The 16,298-nt window shown below is 60.1% G+C and carries 13 protein-coding genes and 1 pseudogene; 10 read left to right on the top strand and 4 right to left on the bottom strand.

The window, feature by feature from the left end; genetic code table 11:
• The first annotated feature begins 25 nt into the window (after window positions 1-25).
• Complete coding sequence (locus tag BW09_RS06635) at window positions 26-1,759, top strand: ABC transporter family substrate-binding protein (RefSeq protein WP_140463032.1); 1,734 nt, start codon at window positions 26-28, stop codon at window positions 1,757-1,759.
• A gap of 395 nt (window positions 1,760-2,154) precedes the next feature.
• On the opposite strand, the gene BW09_RS11145 is transcribed toward BW09_RS06635, so the two are convergent.
• Together BW09_RS11145 and BW09_RS11150 are read right to left on the bottom strand one after the other, a co-directional pair.
• Window positions 2,155-2,391, bottom strand: a complete 237-nt coding sequence (locus BW09_RS11145) for a hypothetical protein (RefSeq protein WP_234918554.1) — start codon at window positions 2,389-2,391, stop codon at window positions 2,155-2,157.
• An 83-nt stretch (window positions 2,392-2,474) separates the two neighbouring features.
• Window positions 2,475-2,831 (bottom strand): hypothetical protein, encoded by a 357-nt coding sequence (locus BW09_RS11150; RefSeq protein WP_241451295.1) that lies wholly within the window; start codon window positions 2,829-2,831, stop codon window positions 2,475-2,477.
• Between BW09_RS11150 and BW09_RS11285 the strand changes: the two are divergent.
• Together BW09_RS11285 and BW09_RS06655 are read left to right on the top strand one after the other, a co-directional pair.
• Window positions 2,823-2,944, top strand: a pseudogene (locus tag BW09_RS11285) (AraC family transcriptional regulator); the annotation flags it as partial. The gene BW09_RS11150 and the pseudogene BW09_RS11285 sit on opposite strands and share 9 nt — an antisense overlap.
• Before the next feature lie 206 nt (window positions 2,945-3,150).
• Window positions 3,151-4,521: an ATP-binding protein gene (locus tag BW09_RS06655; RefSeq protein ID WP_044090586.1), complete on the top strand. Its 1,371-nt coding sequence runs from the start codon at window positions 3,151-3,153 to the stop codon at window positions 4,519-4,521.
• A 74-nt stretch (window positions 4,522-4,595) separates the two neighbouring features.
• Here the strand turns inward: BW09_RS06655 and BW09_RS06660 are convergent, their stop codons facing one another.
• Entirely contained in the window at window positions 4,596-6,710 is a 2,115-nt protein-coding gene (locus BW09_RS06660; protein WP_052404692.1) for a beta-galactosidase, read from the bottom strand.
• Between the two features lie 275 nt (window positions 6,711-6,985).
• Here BW09_RS06660 and BW09_RS06665 point away from each other — a divergent pair, with 275 nt between their 5' ends.
• The 6 genes from BW09_RS06665 (at window position 6,986) to BW09_RS06690 (ending at window position 13,684) form a co-directional block, all read left to right on the top strand.
• Window positions 6,986-8,032 carry a LacI family DNA-binding transcriptional regulator gene (locus tag BW09_RS06665; protein ID WP_044090588.1) on the top strand — a complete coding sequence of 349 codons (1,047 nt, stop codon included), beginning with the start codon at window positions 6,986-6,988 and terminating at the stop codon, window positions 8,030-8,032.
• Between the two features lie 218 nt (window positions 8,033-8,250).
• Entirely contained in the window at window positions 8,251-9,555 is a 1,305-nt protein-coding gene (locus tag BW09_RS06670) for an ABC transporter substrate-binding protein (protein ID WP_258185016.1), read from the top strand.
• A 162-nt stretch (window positions 9,556-9,717) separates the two neighbouring features.
• Complete coding sequence (locus BW09_RS06675) at window positions 9,718-10,677, top strand: carbohydrate ABC transporter permease (protein WP_140463034.1); 960 nt, start codon at window positions 9,718-9,720, stop codon at window positions 10,675-10,677.
• Window positions 10,678-10,680: 3 nt separating this feature from the next.
• On the top strand, window positions 10,681-11,556 hold the full coding sequence (locus BW09_RS06680) for a carbohydrate ABC transporter permease (RefSeq protein WP_081886666.1): 876 nt from the start codon (window positions 10,681-10,683) through the stop codon (window positions 11,554-11,556).
• A gap of 120 nt (window positions 11,557-11,676) precedes the next feature.
• Window positions 11,677-12,657, top strand: coding sequence for a family 43 glycosylhydrolase (locus BW09_RS06685; RefSeq protein ID WP_101028115.1), 981 nt, complete (start codon window positions 11,677-11,679; stop codon window positions 12,655-12,657).
• 73 nt (window positions 12,658-12,730) lie between these two features.
• Window positions 12,731-13,684, top strand: coding sequence for a DUF4143 domain-containing protein (locus tag BW09_RS06690; RefSeq protein WP_241451298.1), 954 nt, complete (start codon window positions 12,731-12,733; stop codon window positions 13,682-13,684).
• 117 nt (window positions 13,685-13,801) lie between these two features.
• Here BW09_RS06690 and BW09_RS06695 read toward each other — a convergent pair whose 3' ends face one another.
• Window positions 13,802-13,972 (bottom strand): hypothetical protein, encoded by a 171-nt coding sequence (locus BW09_RS06695; RefSeq protein ID WP_003829636.1) that lies wholly within the window; start codon window positions 13,970-13,972, stop codon window positions 13,802-13,804.
• A gap of 420 nt (window positions 13,973-14,392) precedes the next feature.
• Between BW09_RS06695 and BW09_RS06700 the strand changes: the two genes are divergently transcribed.
• Window positions 14,393-16,294 (top strand): ABC transporter ATP-binding protein, encoded by a 1,902-nt coding sequence (locus BW09_RS06700; RefSeq protein ID WP_044090448.1) that lies wholly within the window; start codon window positions 14,393-14,395, stop codon window positions 16,292-16,294.
• The last annotated feature ends 4 nt before the right edge of the window (window positions 16,295-16,298 follow it).

Genomic DNA, 16,298 nt, shown 5'->3' on the forward strand with positions numbered 1-16,298 from the left:
GAACCATATAGAGGAGGAAATAACAATGAACAAGACACGTAAGCTGACCGCGCTCGCCGCGGCCACTGCGGCGCTTGCCATGCTGCTTGCCGGCTGCGGCGCGGGCAATGGCAACGGTTCCAGCAACACCTCGAGCGCCACCGAACCGCCGGCCGGCATCGATTCGTCGTACACCGGCGACCTGCCCATGCCGAAGGTCACCGAGCGTTACGACAACCACCAGAGCCGTGACAACGTCAAGGACGGCGGCACGCTGACCCTGTCCATCACCGAAGTCGGCCCGAACTGGAACTACCTGTCTTCTGACGGCAACACCGGCTACATGTCCGAGCTGTGGAGCTGGTACCAGCCCAGCCTGCTCATGACCGACCAGGTCAATGGCTCCCCGATTAAGGTGAACCCGGACTTCCTGACCGACATGAAGCTCGTGAGCAAGGACCCGATGGTCGTGCAGTACGACATCAACCCGAAGGCCAAGTGGAACGACGGCTCTGACATCGACTGGACCGCCTTCAAGGCCACGTGGGAAGCCAACAACGGCTCCAACCCGGACTACAACCCGCCGAGCACCGACGGCTTCGACCGTATCGCCAGCGTTGAGCAGGGCGACAGCCCGAAGCAGGTCAAGGTGACCTACAAGACCCCGTACTACCCGTGGCAGGCAGTCTTCGGCACTCTGGTGAACCCGAAGGCCGCCGACCCGAAGACCTTCACCCAGGGCTGGGTGAAGAACCCGCACAACGAGTGGGCCGCCGGTCCGTACAAGGTCGACTCCTTCTCCGACTCCCAGGTCACCTTCGTGCCGAACGAGAAGTGGTGGGGCAACAAGCCGAAGCTGGACAAGATCGTCTACAAGCAGATGGCCGACACCGCCTCCCTCAACGCCTTCCAGAACGGCGAGATCGACGCCGTGGAGGCCTTCACCAAGGACGACATCAAGGCCATCCGTTCCGTCAAGGACGCCCAGCTGCGCATCGGCTACAGCACCACGACCCGCGTGCTGGAGTACAACGGCAAGTCCAAGCCGCTTGACGACCTGCAGGTGCGTAAGGCCATCACTCAGGCCTTCGACGTGAACACCTACAACAACGTGCAGTTCCAGGGCCTGAACTGGAAGGCCGAGCAGCCGGGCTCCGAGCTGCTGCTGCCGTTCCAGAAGGGCTACGAGAACAACCTGCCCGCCGAGGCCAAGTACAACGTGGACAACGCCAAGAAAACCCTTGAGGCCGACGGCTACAAGATGGGCAAGGACGGCTACTACGCCAAGGGCGGCAAGACCCTTGAGATCTCCTTCACCTTCTTCGGTGACGACGCCACCCAGCAGGCCCTCGCCAACGCCTACCAGGCGATGATGAAGAAGGCCGGCATTAAGGTCAAGGTCGTGAACGTGGCCGAGTCCAAGTTCTCCGACACCGTGACTTCCGGCAACTACCAGGTGCTGCCGATGGCTTGGCAGGCTCCGAGCGCCATGACCTTCGTGGTGTCCGCCCCGCAGCTGTACACCTCCGACGGCTCGTCCAACTACTCCTACGTGGGCAGCAAGAAGATCGACGAGCTCGTCAAGAAGGCTGGCGACCTCTCCGACTATGACGAGCAGACCAAGGCCGTGAACGCCGCCGAGAAGGAAGCCCTCAAGCTGTATGGCACTATCCCGGTCTCCAACCCGGCTTCGTACCTCGGTGCGAAGAAGGGTCTGGCCAACTACGGCCCGTCCGGCTTCGCCGGCAACCTGCCGCAGGACATCGGCTGGCAGAAGTGAGGATGTCTGATCGGATGTCTATTGACATCTGACTGATGCCTGACTGACATGGCCACCGCGCCGGGAACGGCCGGCCGCACGCATCGACTGCAGGGCTTTCGATGCCGGACGCGGCCTGCGGCAGGTTCCCGGCGGGGCGTGACCGCGGCAGCATATGCCTTACTCTCCTTATTTCTGCATATGATGCTGCGGTTGGGAAGCCTCCCGTTTGCGCGCGCTTATGCGTCGCGCGAACGGGAGGCTTTTGCATACTTGCCGCGATTCCACCCCGGCAACGATTTGTCCACCTTGCTGCCCGCGCGGCTGAAACCGTATCCACCTTCCTCTTCCCGGATTTGTGACGCTGACGGTTGCCGAGCGTCACAAATCCGGGAGATAGTCGCCCTTACTTGTTGTCAGAACTTGGTGAGCCCGGATTTGCGGATATGGTCCTCCCAGCCATCCGGCTTAGGCAGTGTGACCAGTTCCCTCATTGTCACGGCAGGGATCGCGGCCGCCACGATGCACAAGCCCAAAGCCACGGACGTGACTGAGTAGCCCCAGTGTTGCATGGCGATGCCGGACAGAAATGTGATCGCCGGGGCCGCAATCGTCTCAATCATGCCCATGCCGAGGCATATCGCAAGTACCATCAGCACCGGGTATATGAGTAATCCCGCCCATCCTAGGGCCGCGCATATGCCGAACGGTACGAAACCAATCAGGCCGAATGCAATCATAAGTTTTCGCGGTCGTACTTATCTTGTACCACGCCACTTGGCAGCCGCAATACCGACGATATCAGGGTCATGATTGAATCCAGCAGCGTCGCCTGTGCCGGTGAGCCCGTGACGGTCTGCGCGATGAGTGGCAGTGCGAAACCTTGGATACTTGATGACAGCGACGTGCATGAATCCTCTACGAACCATTTGCCATCTGCTGCTACTGTAATGTTTCGTTGCCCTAACCCGCACCACAGCGTCGAAGTTAGAGGATTGCAAATTACGCCAAGCATTTCGCGCGCCATCGCTTGCTTTGCCGGTTGATCAGAAAGAACACAATCCGTATAAAAATCCCGCACGCTCTCGCGCACGACGTGGGCTACGCCGACCCAAAATACTTCATGCGCGTCTTTAAGCGCCGCCCCGGACTCACCCCGGCCAATACCGCGACGCCTTCCCCGCCCGCCTTTACAACACCGTGTGATTAGGGAAGGTCAGGGTACTAACCCTGGGAAAAGTGCAGTATTCTGCATTATTAACCCTAGGAAAAATGTAATTTTGGACAATCGCAACCCTAGGAAAAATGTAGAATACGCGAATTGCAACCCTAGGAAAAGTGTGTATTGCGGTATGATGGAGCGACAGGACAGTGATTTGTGATGTACGGTCCTATGCGATAGGGAGGGCGGCATGGCGGAGTTCAGGCGAGATATATATACCAGGTTGTCGGCATGGGCTGAAGCGACGGAGCACAAGCCGATAGTGCTGTGCGGCGCGAGACAGGTAGGCAAGACTCATGTGCTTAAGGTGCTGGGTCGGGACAAGTTCGAGTCATTTTCTTATGTCAACTTGTTCGATGGCGGTGCAAAGGCTGCGTTGACAGGTGTGGATTCGGTGCACATGTTGCTTGATTCCATGGAGGCGTTTAATGGGGTTCGCGTTCGGCCCGGCAAGACGCTGCTGTGCATCGACGAGATACAGGAAATCCCTGATTTACTGACTCTGTTGAAAGCGCTCCATGAGGAAATGCCGGATCTCCATGTCGCTGTAGCGGGCTCCTATCTGGGCATGGCTCAGCACGAAGACCTGTCATTCCCGGTTGGCAGTGTCACCTCCATCGATATGTATCCGATGACGTTTGTGGAGTTCTTGGAAGCGGTCGGTGATGGAGTGATAGCCGAACGCATCCGGAACCAGCGTATTGAGACACTTGGGGGATTTGCGGAACGTTTAGAGCGAAGGGTTCGTCAGTACTGTTTTGTTGGCGGCATGCCCGAAGTCGTTGAGACATTTGTAGAAGATGGCTATCAGCATGCGCGTGCCGTGCAGAAAGAATTGTTATCCAATTACGACATGGACTTTTCCAAACATCCCAGAACCGGTGTGGATAGTGAGAAAATGCGTTTGGTGTTTTCCTCGATTCCGTCCCATCTGGCGCGTGAGAATCATAAATTTATTTTTGGCCACATCGCTCGTGGCGCTCGGGCGGCGCAATATGAATCCGCGATTCAGCAGATTGTCGATTCTGGTCTTGCGTTGCGGGTGTATCGCGTCGAAAAACCTGCGGCACCATTGCCGTCATACCGTGATGATTCCGCGTTCAAACTGTATCTCCATGATGTTGGGCTGCTGGCAGCGGCCCTGGATCTGACTCCCGCAAGCGTGGTCCTTGGTGATGACGGGCTGACCGAATTCCGTGGTGCGTTAACGGAACAGTATGTTTGCCAGCAATTAGTGGCCGCCGGCATCACACCGATGTACTGGTCGAATGCGAACAGTACGGGAGCAGTTGATTTTGTCTTTGCAGGTAATGGCGCAATCATTCCGCTGGAGGCCAAAGCTGGTACCGAGCGTCATAAGCGTAGCTTGAAGTGGCTGTGCGACAAATACGGGATTTGCGGTTACCGTACGTCGATGCGGAATTACAAGGAGCAGGATTGGCTGACCAATGTCCCACTGTGGATAGTCGGGAGCTACTTCCGCCCGTGGTTGGCGAGTGATTATGAGCCGGATGGCGGAGCTGATTTAGGGCCGCTACCGAATACTGATGATGAAGGATGACTGAAGCCGCGAGATATGGTTCGGCCGGTTGCTGACTTGGGATATGGTCCGCGACCGGCCGGCGGTCGAATCCGTCATGCCGCGGTGCGCACCACCGTCACGCCGTACGGCTCCAGCACCAGATCCCTGCCCAGTACCGTGCCGTCAAGCACCGACTCGCATCCGGCGAACGGCGTATCCTGCCACGCCGTGGCCGTATCCGCATGGTTGATCACGAACGTCAACGACTCCCCGCGTGACGGGTACCGCCGCGTAACCACCTCCACCGGCTCCGGCGAGACGATGCCGGTAACGCCGGCCCGGTGCACCACGTCGCCGACCACGGCGTCCATGCCGGCCTCGTCCAGCACCGCACCGGCGAAATACGCCGTGCCCGCGCCGAAATCGTTCACCGTCACCGCCGGCGTACCCCGGTAGAACACGTCGCCGGCGTAGGCCGCCAGCGGGCGCGCCCCGCCGTCGAGCTTGATCAGCCCGGCAACCAGCGAGACCCGGGACCCGTCCGTGTCCGCGTCCTCGCCCGAACCGAACACGACACGCACGTCGCGGCCGTCCGGGATCATGTCCATCTCCTCCATGCGCATTCCGCACACCTCACGGAACGCGCCCGGGTATCCGCCGAGGATCACGTTGTCATGCTCGTCGTGCATGCCTGACATCACCGTCGCCAGGAACGTGCCGCCGGCGCGCACGAACCCCTCGACCAGCTCACGAACGCCCGGCTTGGCCATCATGAGCGCCGGCGCGACCAGCACGCGATAGCCCGCCAGCCGCCTGGCGTCAATGTCTTCCGGCACCACATCCACCGCGATGTTGCGGTGGTGGAACGGCGCATACCAGCGCCGCACCTGATCCGGATAGTCGAAGCCCTTCGGCAGCAACGAGATGTTCTCGGTCGACCAATACGAATCCCAGTCGAACATCAGCGCGACCGGCGCCTCGGTCAGACCGCCCACGAACCGCGCGCCGTGCGCCGCCAGCTCGCCGCCGAGCGCACGCACCTCGCCGTACACGCGCTCGTCCTCGCGCCCGCCGTGCGAGATCACCGCGCCATGGTACTTCTCGAACCCGCCGCGCGACTGCTTGAGCTGGAAATACTGCACGGTATCCGCGCCATGCGCGACCGCCTGATAGCTTTCCGCACGCATCCGCCCGGGCGCGCGCAGTACGTTGCACTCCTGCCAGTTCGTCTGGTTCGGCGTCGACTCCATGAGCATGAACGGCCTGCCGTCGCCCACGCCGCGCATCAGATCGTGCTTGAACGCATTGTCGGAAGGCGTGGTGTGCGGGAACGGATAATCGTCCCAGCTGATCACGTCCATCTCGCGCCCCCAACGGAAATAATCGGCACCCTCGTAGGTGTCCATGAGGTTCGTGGTGATCGGATGCATCGCGTCGAACGCGCGGATCGCGTCGCGCTCGGTGACGTAGGTGCCCAGCAGCGAGTCGGACTGGAACCGCTTGTAGTCGATGCTGCAGGCGGACAGAGTGGCGCGCTCGCCGTCCAGTCCGTCGCTGATCGCGTTCGGCGGTAGGATCTGGGCGAAATCGGCGTAGGTGTGGCTCCAGAAGTTCGCGTTCCACGCGCGGTTCAACGCCTCGATCGAACCGTACTTGCGTTCGAGCCAGACGCGGAAGGCGGCGGCGCAGTTGTCGCAGTAGCAGCGGCCGCCGAGCTCGTTGGAGATGTGCCAGGCGATCAGATGGTCGTTGGCGCCGTAGCGTTCGGCGAGCTTGCCGGCCAGCGCGCCGGCCAGGCGCAGGAAGTTCGGCGAATTCGGGCAGGCGTTGTGCCGCACGCCGAAGCGGTGGCGACGGCCTTCGTAGTCGGTGCGCGTGGCGTCGGGGTAGCGTTGCGCGATCCATGCGGGTAGCGCGCCGGTGGACGTGGCCAGGACGAAGCCGAAGTCGTGCGCGACCAGCAGGTCGACGATGCGGTCGAGCATGGCGAAGTCGTAGCGGCTCTCGTCCGGCTGGATTAGCGCCCAGGAGAACACGTTGATGGTGGCCTCGTTGATGCCGGCGCGTTCGAGTTTGGCGATGTCGTCCGCCCAGGTGGATTCGTCCCACTGCTCGGGGTTCCAGTCGCCGCCGAAGACGAAGCGGCCGCCCGGTGCGGTGATGGTCGGTGCAGGTGATGCGGGTGATGCGGGTGATGCGGGTTGGGTGTGTGCCATGGTGTCGGTCATGATGCGTACTCCTTTGCGATGACGATGATGCGGCCTGCGGCCGGTCTCGGCGTTGTGGCCGGCGTGCGGGGGACTCGCGTTGGGGTGGTTCGGCGTCGCGCCGTCGGGAGCGGCGGTCCCCGTGTGTGGTGACGTTACCCCTTCAGTGTTAAACCGATTTAATTCCTGGTGACCATTATGTACGTCGAGGTTGTCTTCGTCAAATGGATGATTGAAGGTGTCGGCAGCTGCTCGGTGAGATGCCGAAAAGCCCATAAATACCTAAGGAGGACGCCATGGCGGTGACGATGCGTGATGTCGCGAAGGCGGCGGGTGTCTCTCCTGCGTCCGTGTCGTTCGCCCTGCGCGGCGATCCCAGAATTAAACAAGAAACGGCACGGCACATCATCGACGTGGCCAATCGGATGAACTATTCGGTCAACATCACTGCCAAGAGCTTGCGTTCGGGGCGAACCGGCGTGATCGAGGCCGCCGTTTTCCAGCTTGACCGGCCGTTCTACGCGCAGCTGCTCGCCGGCGTGTCGAATGCGGCGTTCGACCGCGGCATCCAGGCCGTGGCGCAGCAGATCTCGACCGGCAAGGTCGGCCATGAGAAAAGCATCCTCGAGAAGGTCGCCAACAAGTTCTGCGACGGCGTGATCCTGAGCGCGGGCGGCCTGAGCGACGCCGAGATCATTGAGCTAAGCAGGGGCAAGCCGGTGGTGCTGCTCGATGACCAGTCGTACCAAGGGCCGTTCGACTCGGTGTTCACGCCGTGCGAGAACGGTGCCGAGGCCGCGGTGACGCACCTGTTCGAGATAGGGTGCGAGCGCGTCGGGCTGGTCGGTACGGACTTCATGCCGGCCGACCAGGCGTGCCGGTCGATGCGCGTGGGCGACCGACGTCTGATCGGCTGCCATCGCGCGTTCGAGCGGCATGAGCGCACGCTGACCAAGGCCGACACGATCCAGCTGTTCGACTGGGGCACCGACGACGCGTACCGCGCGGTTTCGCGGCGCATCGAGGAGGGGGACTTCCCGTTCGACGGGCTGTTCTGCATGACCGACGCGATCGCTTTCGGCGCGTTGCGCGCGTTGCGCGAGCATGGCATCGGCGTGCCGGACGACGTGGCGGTGATCGGCTTCGACGGCGTGCGCGAGGGATCGTACAGCGCGCCGACGCTGAGCACGATCGCGGTGGACATCGACAAGCTTGCCCGCGAGGCCGTCGACATCCTGTGCGAGCGCATCGAGGAGGGGCGTTGCGGCGCGCCGGCCATGCCCAAGCATGTCACGGTGGGTTATGAGGTGCTGGTGCGCGAGTCGTCCAACCGCACGCGCTGACCGGTCGTCCGGTGGTTGTCCGCGGTGGATCGCCGATCGGTGGGATAACTCGCGGCGTTTTTTGTTTAATTATTTTTCGTTGTCCGGTGCGATTCCGCGCGTTCCACAGCCCTTGTGTTTAAAAGGCTTTGCAACGAGTTGACGCCGTTTGAACGGAGTGCTATAAATACAACTACAAGATTAAATCGGTTTAAAACCGGGCTCTTGCACGGAAGATAATGTGGTTTCTTTCGGCATACAACATGGCGTATGCCACCAACACAAAGGAGAGTTGCAATGTCAATGAAGATCTGGGGCAAGCGAATGCTCGCTCTGGCCTGCGCGGGAGCGATGCTGGTCCCGCTGGCCGCCTGCGGCTCGGACGCCGACGCCGGCAAGATCCGGCTCAGCTACCTGAGCTGGGACAACGAGCAGACGTCCAAGCCGTACATCGACGAGTTCGAGAAGGAAACCCGGACATCAAGATCGACTTCAGCTACGCGCCGCCGACCAGCGAGTACATCTCCACGCTGCAGACCCGTCTCGTCGGCAACCAGGCCCCGGACGTGTTCATCATCACCTCCGAGAATCGCGACGACCTCATCGACAACGGCTACGCCAAGGACCTGACCGACGAGTCGTTCATGAAGAACATCTCCCAGGCCAACAAGGACTTCGTCGGCCGCGACGGCAAGACCTACGGCATGTCGATCACCTCGTGGGGCTCCGGCATCGCCTACAATAAGGATCTGCTCAAGCAGGTCGGCTACGACGAGCCGCCGGCGAACTGGGACGACTTCCTCAAGCTGTGCAAGAAGCTCAAGAACGCCGGCATCGAGCCGTTCCTCGAGCCGAACGCCGACGAGCCGAGCCGCTTCATCGACGCCTTCCAGGGATCCATCCTCGAGAAGAAGGGCGTCGACCCGACCACGCTGTCCACGCAGGACAACCAGACGCCGGGCACCGACGAGCTCGAGGCCATCAAGGAATACATCCGCCTGTACGATGAGGGTGGCGTGACCCGTGACACGGTCGGCATCAGCGGCGACGACATGAAGACGCAGTTCACCAACGGACAGGTCGCGATGATCGTCGACGGCGCGTGGGACTTTGCCACCTTCGAACAGGCCGGCATGAACTGGGACTTCGCCCCGATGCCCAAGCTCGGCGACGACTACACGCAGTACGCGCAGGGCTCCGCCTCCCCGGCGTGGGCGATCTACGCGAAGCTCGACGGCGACAAGCTCAAGGCCGCCGAGAAGTTCCTCACCTTCCTGTCAAGCAAGTGGGCGCTGCAGAAGCGTAACGACGCCGGCGACGCTGTCACTGTCGACGGGTTCGACGCTACGGTGATGACGCAGTACCAGAAGGTCTACGATCAGGACATCAAGACCGGCAAGTACTACCTGCACACCAACTTCTATTCGAAGCCGGACATTCTCAAGAGCGAACTCAAGGCGCAGAACCAGCAGCTGGTGCAGGGGCAGATCACGCCCGACCAGTATGCCAAGAACATCGACGCCAAGGTCGCGGCCGTGCAGTGACCCGCAACGGATCGCACATAATCACACATAGATAACTACAATCTCCGGTTCGTCATGAACCGTGCGCATGGTAATGGGGCGGCCTGTCGGCTGCGGCTGGTCGCCCTTCGCATGCCCGCAATCGGATTTCGGTCATAAGCCAATGTCAAAGGAGGATGGCATATGAGCGCAACAATGCAAGGCTCGGCGGTCGGCAACCTGCCGCCGTTGGACGAAGACCTGTATCGTCGGCGTCGTCGTGCGCGTGGCCTGCATGAGGACGTGACGTCGTTCTGGTTCCTGCTGCCGATCCTGGCGGTGTTCGTGGTTCTGTTCCTGGTGCCGTTGGCACAGACCGCGTACTTCTCGTTCACCGACTTCAACGGTTACAGCATGGACATGAACTGGGTCGGTCTGGACAATTACAAGAAGGTGTTTACGGATCCGTCCGCCCTGCAGGGCCTGGGCTTCACGATCCTGTACGCGATCGTGGTGATGGTCGGGGTGACCGTGATCGCCATTCCGCTGGCGGTCATCCTCAACCGCAAGTTCGTCGGCCGTGATTTCGTGCGCTCTGTGTTCTTCTTCTTCTCGGTGCCGTCGCTGGCCATCATGGGCATGGTGTGGAAGTACATCTTCTCCCCGATGAAGACCGGCGTGGTCAACAGCGTGCTCGCGGCGTTCGGTTTGGGACCGGTGCCGTGGCTGTCGAACAACTCTCTGGCGAAGTTCTGCGTGATCTTCATCGCGATCTGGGCGCAGATCGGCTGGCATGCGACCCTTTACTTGGCGTTCCTGCAGGCGATCCCCGCGGACCTGTACGAGCAGGCGACCGTGGACGGTGCGAACAAGTGGCAGCAGTTCGCGCATATCACCCTGCCGCAGCTGATGCCGGGCATCGTGACCTCGACGTTCCTGCTCATGTCGGGCGGCCTGAAGGTGTACGACCTGCCGTTCACGATGACCAAGGGCGGCCCGGGCTATTCGACGTACACGGTCACGCAGTCGATCATCCAGCAGGGCATCGGCCAGTCGCAGTACGGCATCGGTTCCGCGCTGGCGGTCCTGTTCTTCATCGCCACGGGCGTCGTGGTGTTCCTTCAGATGGGCATTTCCAACCTGATCTCGAGGAGGTTCGAGTAAATCATGGGCAACAAGGCTTCTTCCGTCACGGCCGCGCCGAAGGGCATGAACTTCACGACGCGCAAGAGGATCGGTTCGGCGGTCACCAGCGTGGTGATGATCCTGATCGCGCTGGTATGCGCGGTTCCGCTGTGGTACATCCTGATCAACACGTTCAAGACGATTCCGGACATGTCCGCCAACCCGCTCGGCCTGCCGAAGGAATGGACGATCAAGAACTACATCAACGCGTTCGAGAAGGTCCCGGTGTTCCGCTCCCTGCTGAACACGTTGATCGTCACGTTCTTCGCGGTCGTGATCCAGGTGCTCGTCGGCGCCTTGGCCGCATACGGCATGATCCTGCGCAAGTCCACGTTCACCGCCGCGGTCGGCGCGATCCTGATGGTCGCGTTCGTCGTGCCGGCGCAGACGACGCTGATCCCCCTGTACCGCATGGAGGCGAACGCGCACCTGGTCAACACCTTGGCCGGACTGGTGATTATCTACCTGGGCGGAGCGGTGTTCTGCTACTTCCTGATCGTCGGGTACATGCGCAGCCTGCCGTTCGAACTGATCGAGGCGGCACGCATCGACGGCGCCGGCCCGCTGCGCATCTTCTGGTCGATCGTGATGCCGCTGATCCGCCCGATCCTGACGACCGTGGTCGTGTTCCAGACGATGGGCACGTGGAACGACTTCATGAACGCGAATGTGTTCCTCTCCAGCTCGGAACTGCGCACAATCGTGCTGCAGGTGTACAACGCGGTGGGCCAGTTCTCGACCGATTGGCCGAGCTTCATGACCATCACCGTGCTCGCCCTGCTGCCCGTGTTCGTGTTCTTCATCTTCTGCCAGAAGTGGATCATCTCCGGCCTCGTCGCCGGTTCGGTCAAGGGCTGATCGGCTGATCGACTAGTCGGCTGGCTGATCACGGTATTAATTCCGGCTCCCCACTACGCTCATATCATCTCCTTCTGCGGCGTGTGGGGAGCCCTGTTCTTCACCAGATAAGAATTTCCTATGGGTACTGTTGGCACTGTGCTACAAACATCGCCAAAACCGAGAGCCGTGCCTCGTGACGGCCTTCCTCATCGCGTGAATAACGCGGTACTGACCACTAATCCGCTGCGCAGGTATTGCGCCGACCCGAATCTTGCCATTTTCGATGGCCGATATTTCCTGTACTGCACCGATGACGGTGTGGATAATTGGGACACCACCGCGTTCAGTGTGTATGTGTCCGATGACTTGGCCACATGGGAGCGATATCCGGCGCTCGACTTGCGCGATGTGCCGTGGTGGGATGGCTCGGATGGTGCTTGGGCGCCTTCCGTGGTACAGCGCGCGGACGGCAAATACGTGTTCTACTTTGTGGCCGGTTCCCAGATCGGCGCCGCTGTGGGCGAATCCCCGTGCGGGCCGTTCGTGCCTGAGCCCGAACCAATCGTGCGCGAAGGTACGTTCGATTGCCACACCATTGACCCCGGCGTATACGTGGAGGATGATGGCACCCGGTACTTCCTGTGGGGCAACGGCATAGCTTGGGCCGCGCCGCTCAATGAGGACTGTCTGTCGTTCGACGAATCGCGCGCTTTCAGCTGGGTGCCGGGCGATTTCCGTGAAGCCATCTGGATTCACAAGCGCAACGGCATCTACTACGCCAGCTGGTCGGAGAACGACGCCCGAGAGCCGGAATACTGCGTCAAGTACGCGATGGCCGAATCGCTGCATGGGCCCTGGAGCGAACCGCGCGTGCTGATCGAACAAGACCCGGCGCGCAAGCTGTATGCCACCGGTCATCACAATATCGTGAATATTCCCGGTACCGACGAATGGATTATCGCGTATCACCGGTTCGCCTACAATCCGGCCGGTCGCTGGGCTGGAGGCGATGGTTGCCATCGCGAAGTGGTATTCGCGCCGCTCGATTATGATTCGGACGGCTCGTTGGTTCCCGTTCGCCCGCAAGTTGGTTCCTACGTGCGTTCGCTGGCGTTCTGACCTGTAGGATGTCTGTCTCTGTCTGTTCTCGTTGTCTTCGCCTTGCTTGCGTTTTGTACGTTTTATCTGTTTCGTGAGTTTCGTGCGTTCTGCGGATTTCATGCGTTTCGCGCAGTGCCGTACGCTGATCACCATTCAGCGTGCGGCACTTTTGCATATCTCACGTGTTGCGGGAGATGCCGATTCCGTCGCACAATACGTAAAACGTGAATGTTATGTGGATCGACGGGAGGTTCCCGATTATCTACATGAACGGCTCACCGACCTGTGGTACAAGTATCTGCTGATTGGTGGCATGCCCGACGCAGTGCAGTCATTCGTGGATTCTGCCGATATTGTCAAGATCCGCAATACTCAGCAGGCCATATTCGATACCTATGAATACGACATCACCAAATATGTCTCCGATTTGGTGGAACGTCGTCATATCAAGAGCATTTACGAGGCGATTCCAAGTCAGCTCAATGCGGAAAACAAACGATTCAAGTTCTCCAAGTTGGGCAAGAATATCAGGTTCGCTCATATGCAGACGGCGTTCGATTGGTTGGCGAACGCAGGTATCGCCTTGCCTACTTCGCGCGTGCAGAACCCTGAATACCCGCTGACGGAGCATACCGACGAGAACACGTTTAAACTGTACATGAACGATGTCGGTTTGCTGACCTCCCGTTTGATACGCAGTGTGGACTTGGAGATTGTGAATCACCGATCCAGTATGAATTACGGGTCGATTTTCGAGAATGCAGCGGCTCAGGAACTGTTTGCACAGGGATTGGAACTGCATTACTTCAACCAGAACCGTATTGGGGAAGTTGATTTTGTTGTGCAGCAAGGTCTGGATGATATTTCACTGGTTGAAATCAAATCAAGCAAGGACTATACGCGGCATCGGGCCATGAACAACCTACTGGATACCGACAATTATCGGTTTGCCCATGCCTACGTGTTCCATGATGGCAACGTGGAGACTGTTGGCCGAACCGAATACCTGCCCATATATATGCTGGGTTGTTTGAGCGTGATGTAACGCGCACCACTTTCCCGGGAATGTGTCGCGGATTGGGTCTGTTGCCCGTCCTAGAGGTTCGATCCATTGACCCAGCCCTGTTACTTCACCCTTACCGTCCGCAATGGAGTGAACCGACTAATCCATATCCGCAAAATCGACAAGCGTCACTGTACCGTCTTGCGCCGCGCGGGCGGCGACGTGCTCGTCGAAGCCTGATTTGGAGAACAGCATGTAATGGCTGGTTTCGGGGTGCAGCAGTCTGGCGCGATTGCGCAGCACTTCCAACTGCTGCAGACCGGATGGCATGCTGCGCCATTTGCATTCGCAGAATAGAATCGTAATTTACTTAATTGTGATTCTATAATTTGGTCGACTGGTATGCAACAGGTCTCGAGCGTGCATTGCCGCATGCGCAACGTTTCGCGCGACACATTCCGGGGAATGCGTCGCGAATTGGGTCGTGCCGCGTTGCTAATGCGGGGAACACGCAGAGTTGCAGGCTGTTGCGATTGGACGCAGGCCGCCTAGACTAGTACGCGTTTGCGAAAGTCGAACGTGCTTCGACCGATGAAGGAGAGCTCCGGTCATGCGGCCAATGACAGGCGCAGTGCGAAGCACGGCACGGCTGATCGTGAATCGTGGCGGCAGCGATTGCCGCGTGCGGCGCAGGAGCATGCCGCACCATACCACAAGCAAACAATCCCCAAGAAACGGTGATCCCCTCACATGTACGTCGATCCGGGAATCAATACCAGCGCAAGCAACCTCAAATGGGTGCTGCCATACTGCAAACCAGACCTGCCCCGCGTGGTAGGCGCGCTCCTACTGTTCATCGCCAACAACACGATGGCCCTGACCATTCCGATTCTGTCCGGCATCATCGTGGACCGCGTCATCGTCGGCGGACATGCCGACGAACTGCCGCGTCTGTGTGGACTGATGATCCTCATGACCATCATCCGCGTGGGCGCGCGATACGGCTACCAGATGTGGATGGAGCGTTTCGGCCAGAACTCGGTCTACCGCCTCGTCTCCGACGAATACGAGAAGCTGCACGAGCTCGACTTCACGTACTTCAACCACACACGCACCGGCGACATCATGAGCCGCCTGACCTCCGACACTGACGCGATCCGCCACTGCCTGAGTTGGGTGAGCTATCAGATCGCCGACTGCGTGGTCATGTTCGTGGGCGCCCTGTGCGTGATGTTCGCTATCGATTGGCGACTCGCGCTCGTCCTGGCCTGCGTCACGCCGTTCATTTTTGTGCTCACGCGCGGCCTGTCCACGCACGCCCACCCGCTGTTCTTCTCCATCCGCAACTCGCTGGCCTCCCTCAACTCCATGGTCGAAGAGAACATCGAGGGCAACCGTGTGGTCAAGGCATTCGTGCGCGAACCGTACGAGACCGAAAAGTTCGACGAGCACAACGATGATTACATGCAGCGCAACATGGCCCTGGCCTACAACTCGCGCAAGTACATGCCTTGGCTGGACGGCCTCGGCTTCTCGCTGCAGCTCATCACGCTCGGCCTCGGCGGCTTTCTTGTCATCAAGGGCTACATGACCCTCGGCAATCTGGTGAGTTTCAACTCCTTCCTGTGGATGATCGACGGCCCGGTGCGCCAGTCCGGCTGGCTCATCAACGACTGGCAGCGATTCAACGCCAGCTGCATCAAGATTCGTAAGCTGCTCACCGAACAGCCGCGCATCGTGGAGAAGCCCGACGCGGCCGAAGCCGTCAAGCAGGCGGTCACGATCGTCGAGCAAGTCAAGCACGATGATGAGGCTACCGGAGCGCCCGGGGCTTCCGGAACATCCGGTGCCCAGCAGTCCGCCGAACGCAAGTCCTGCCCGCTGCGCATCAAGGGCGACATCCGCTTCGACCACGTCAGTTTCGCCTTCCCGGACGACCCGGAGACCCCGATCCTCAAGGACCTCGACTTCACCGTGCCCGCCGGCTCCAAGCTCGGCATCCTCGGCGAAACCGGCGCGGGCAAGTCCACGCTCGTCAGCCTTATCTCCCGCTTCTACGACCCGACCGTGGGCCATGTGCTCATCGACGGCATCGACGCACGCGACTGGCCGCTGGCCACCTTGCGCTCGCAGGTGTGCATCGTGGCGCAGGATACGTTCCTGTTCTCCGACACCATCGGCGGCAACATCGGTTTTGGTGCCAGCGATGATAGCGACGACCGATATATCCGGAAAATGGCCCAGATCGCCGGCGCGGACAATTTCATCAGGTCGATGCCGCAGGGTTATGACACCGTCGTGGGCGAACGCGGCGTGGGCCTGTCCGGCGGGCAGAAGCAGCGCCTGTCGCTGGCCCGCGCGCTCGCGGACGATCCGTCGATCCTGATTATGGACGATACGACCTCGGCCGTCGATATGGAGACCGAGGCGGAGATCCAGAAGCACCTCAAGGAGATGGACGGCGGCAAGACCATCGTCGCCATCGCCCACCGCATCTCGTCGGTCAAGGATTCCGACCTGATTCTGGTGCTCGAGCACGGGCGTATCGTCGAACGCGGCACCCACGCCGAACTCGTGGCCGCACACGGCCGCTACTGGGACATCTACCACAAGCAGCTCGGACTCCAGTCCGGCGCCGCACAGGGGTTTTAGAAGA

Origin of the sequence: Bifidobacterium sp. UTCIF-1, from assembly GCF_006408915.1 — a bacterium.
In the GTDB taxonomy this organism is placed as follows: Bacteria; Actinomycetota; Actinomycetes; order Actinomycetales; family Bifidobacteriaceae; genus Bifidobacterium; species Bifidobacterium reuteri.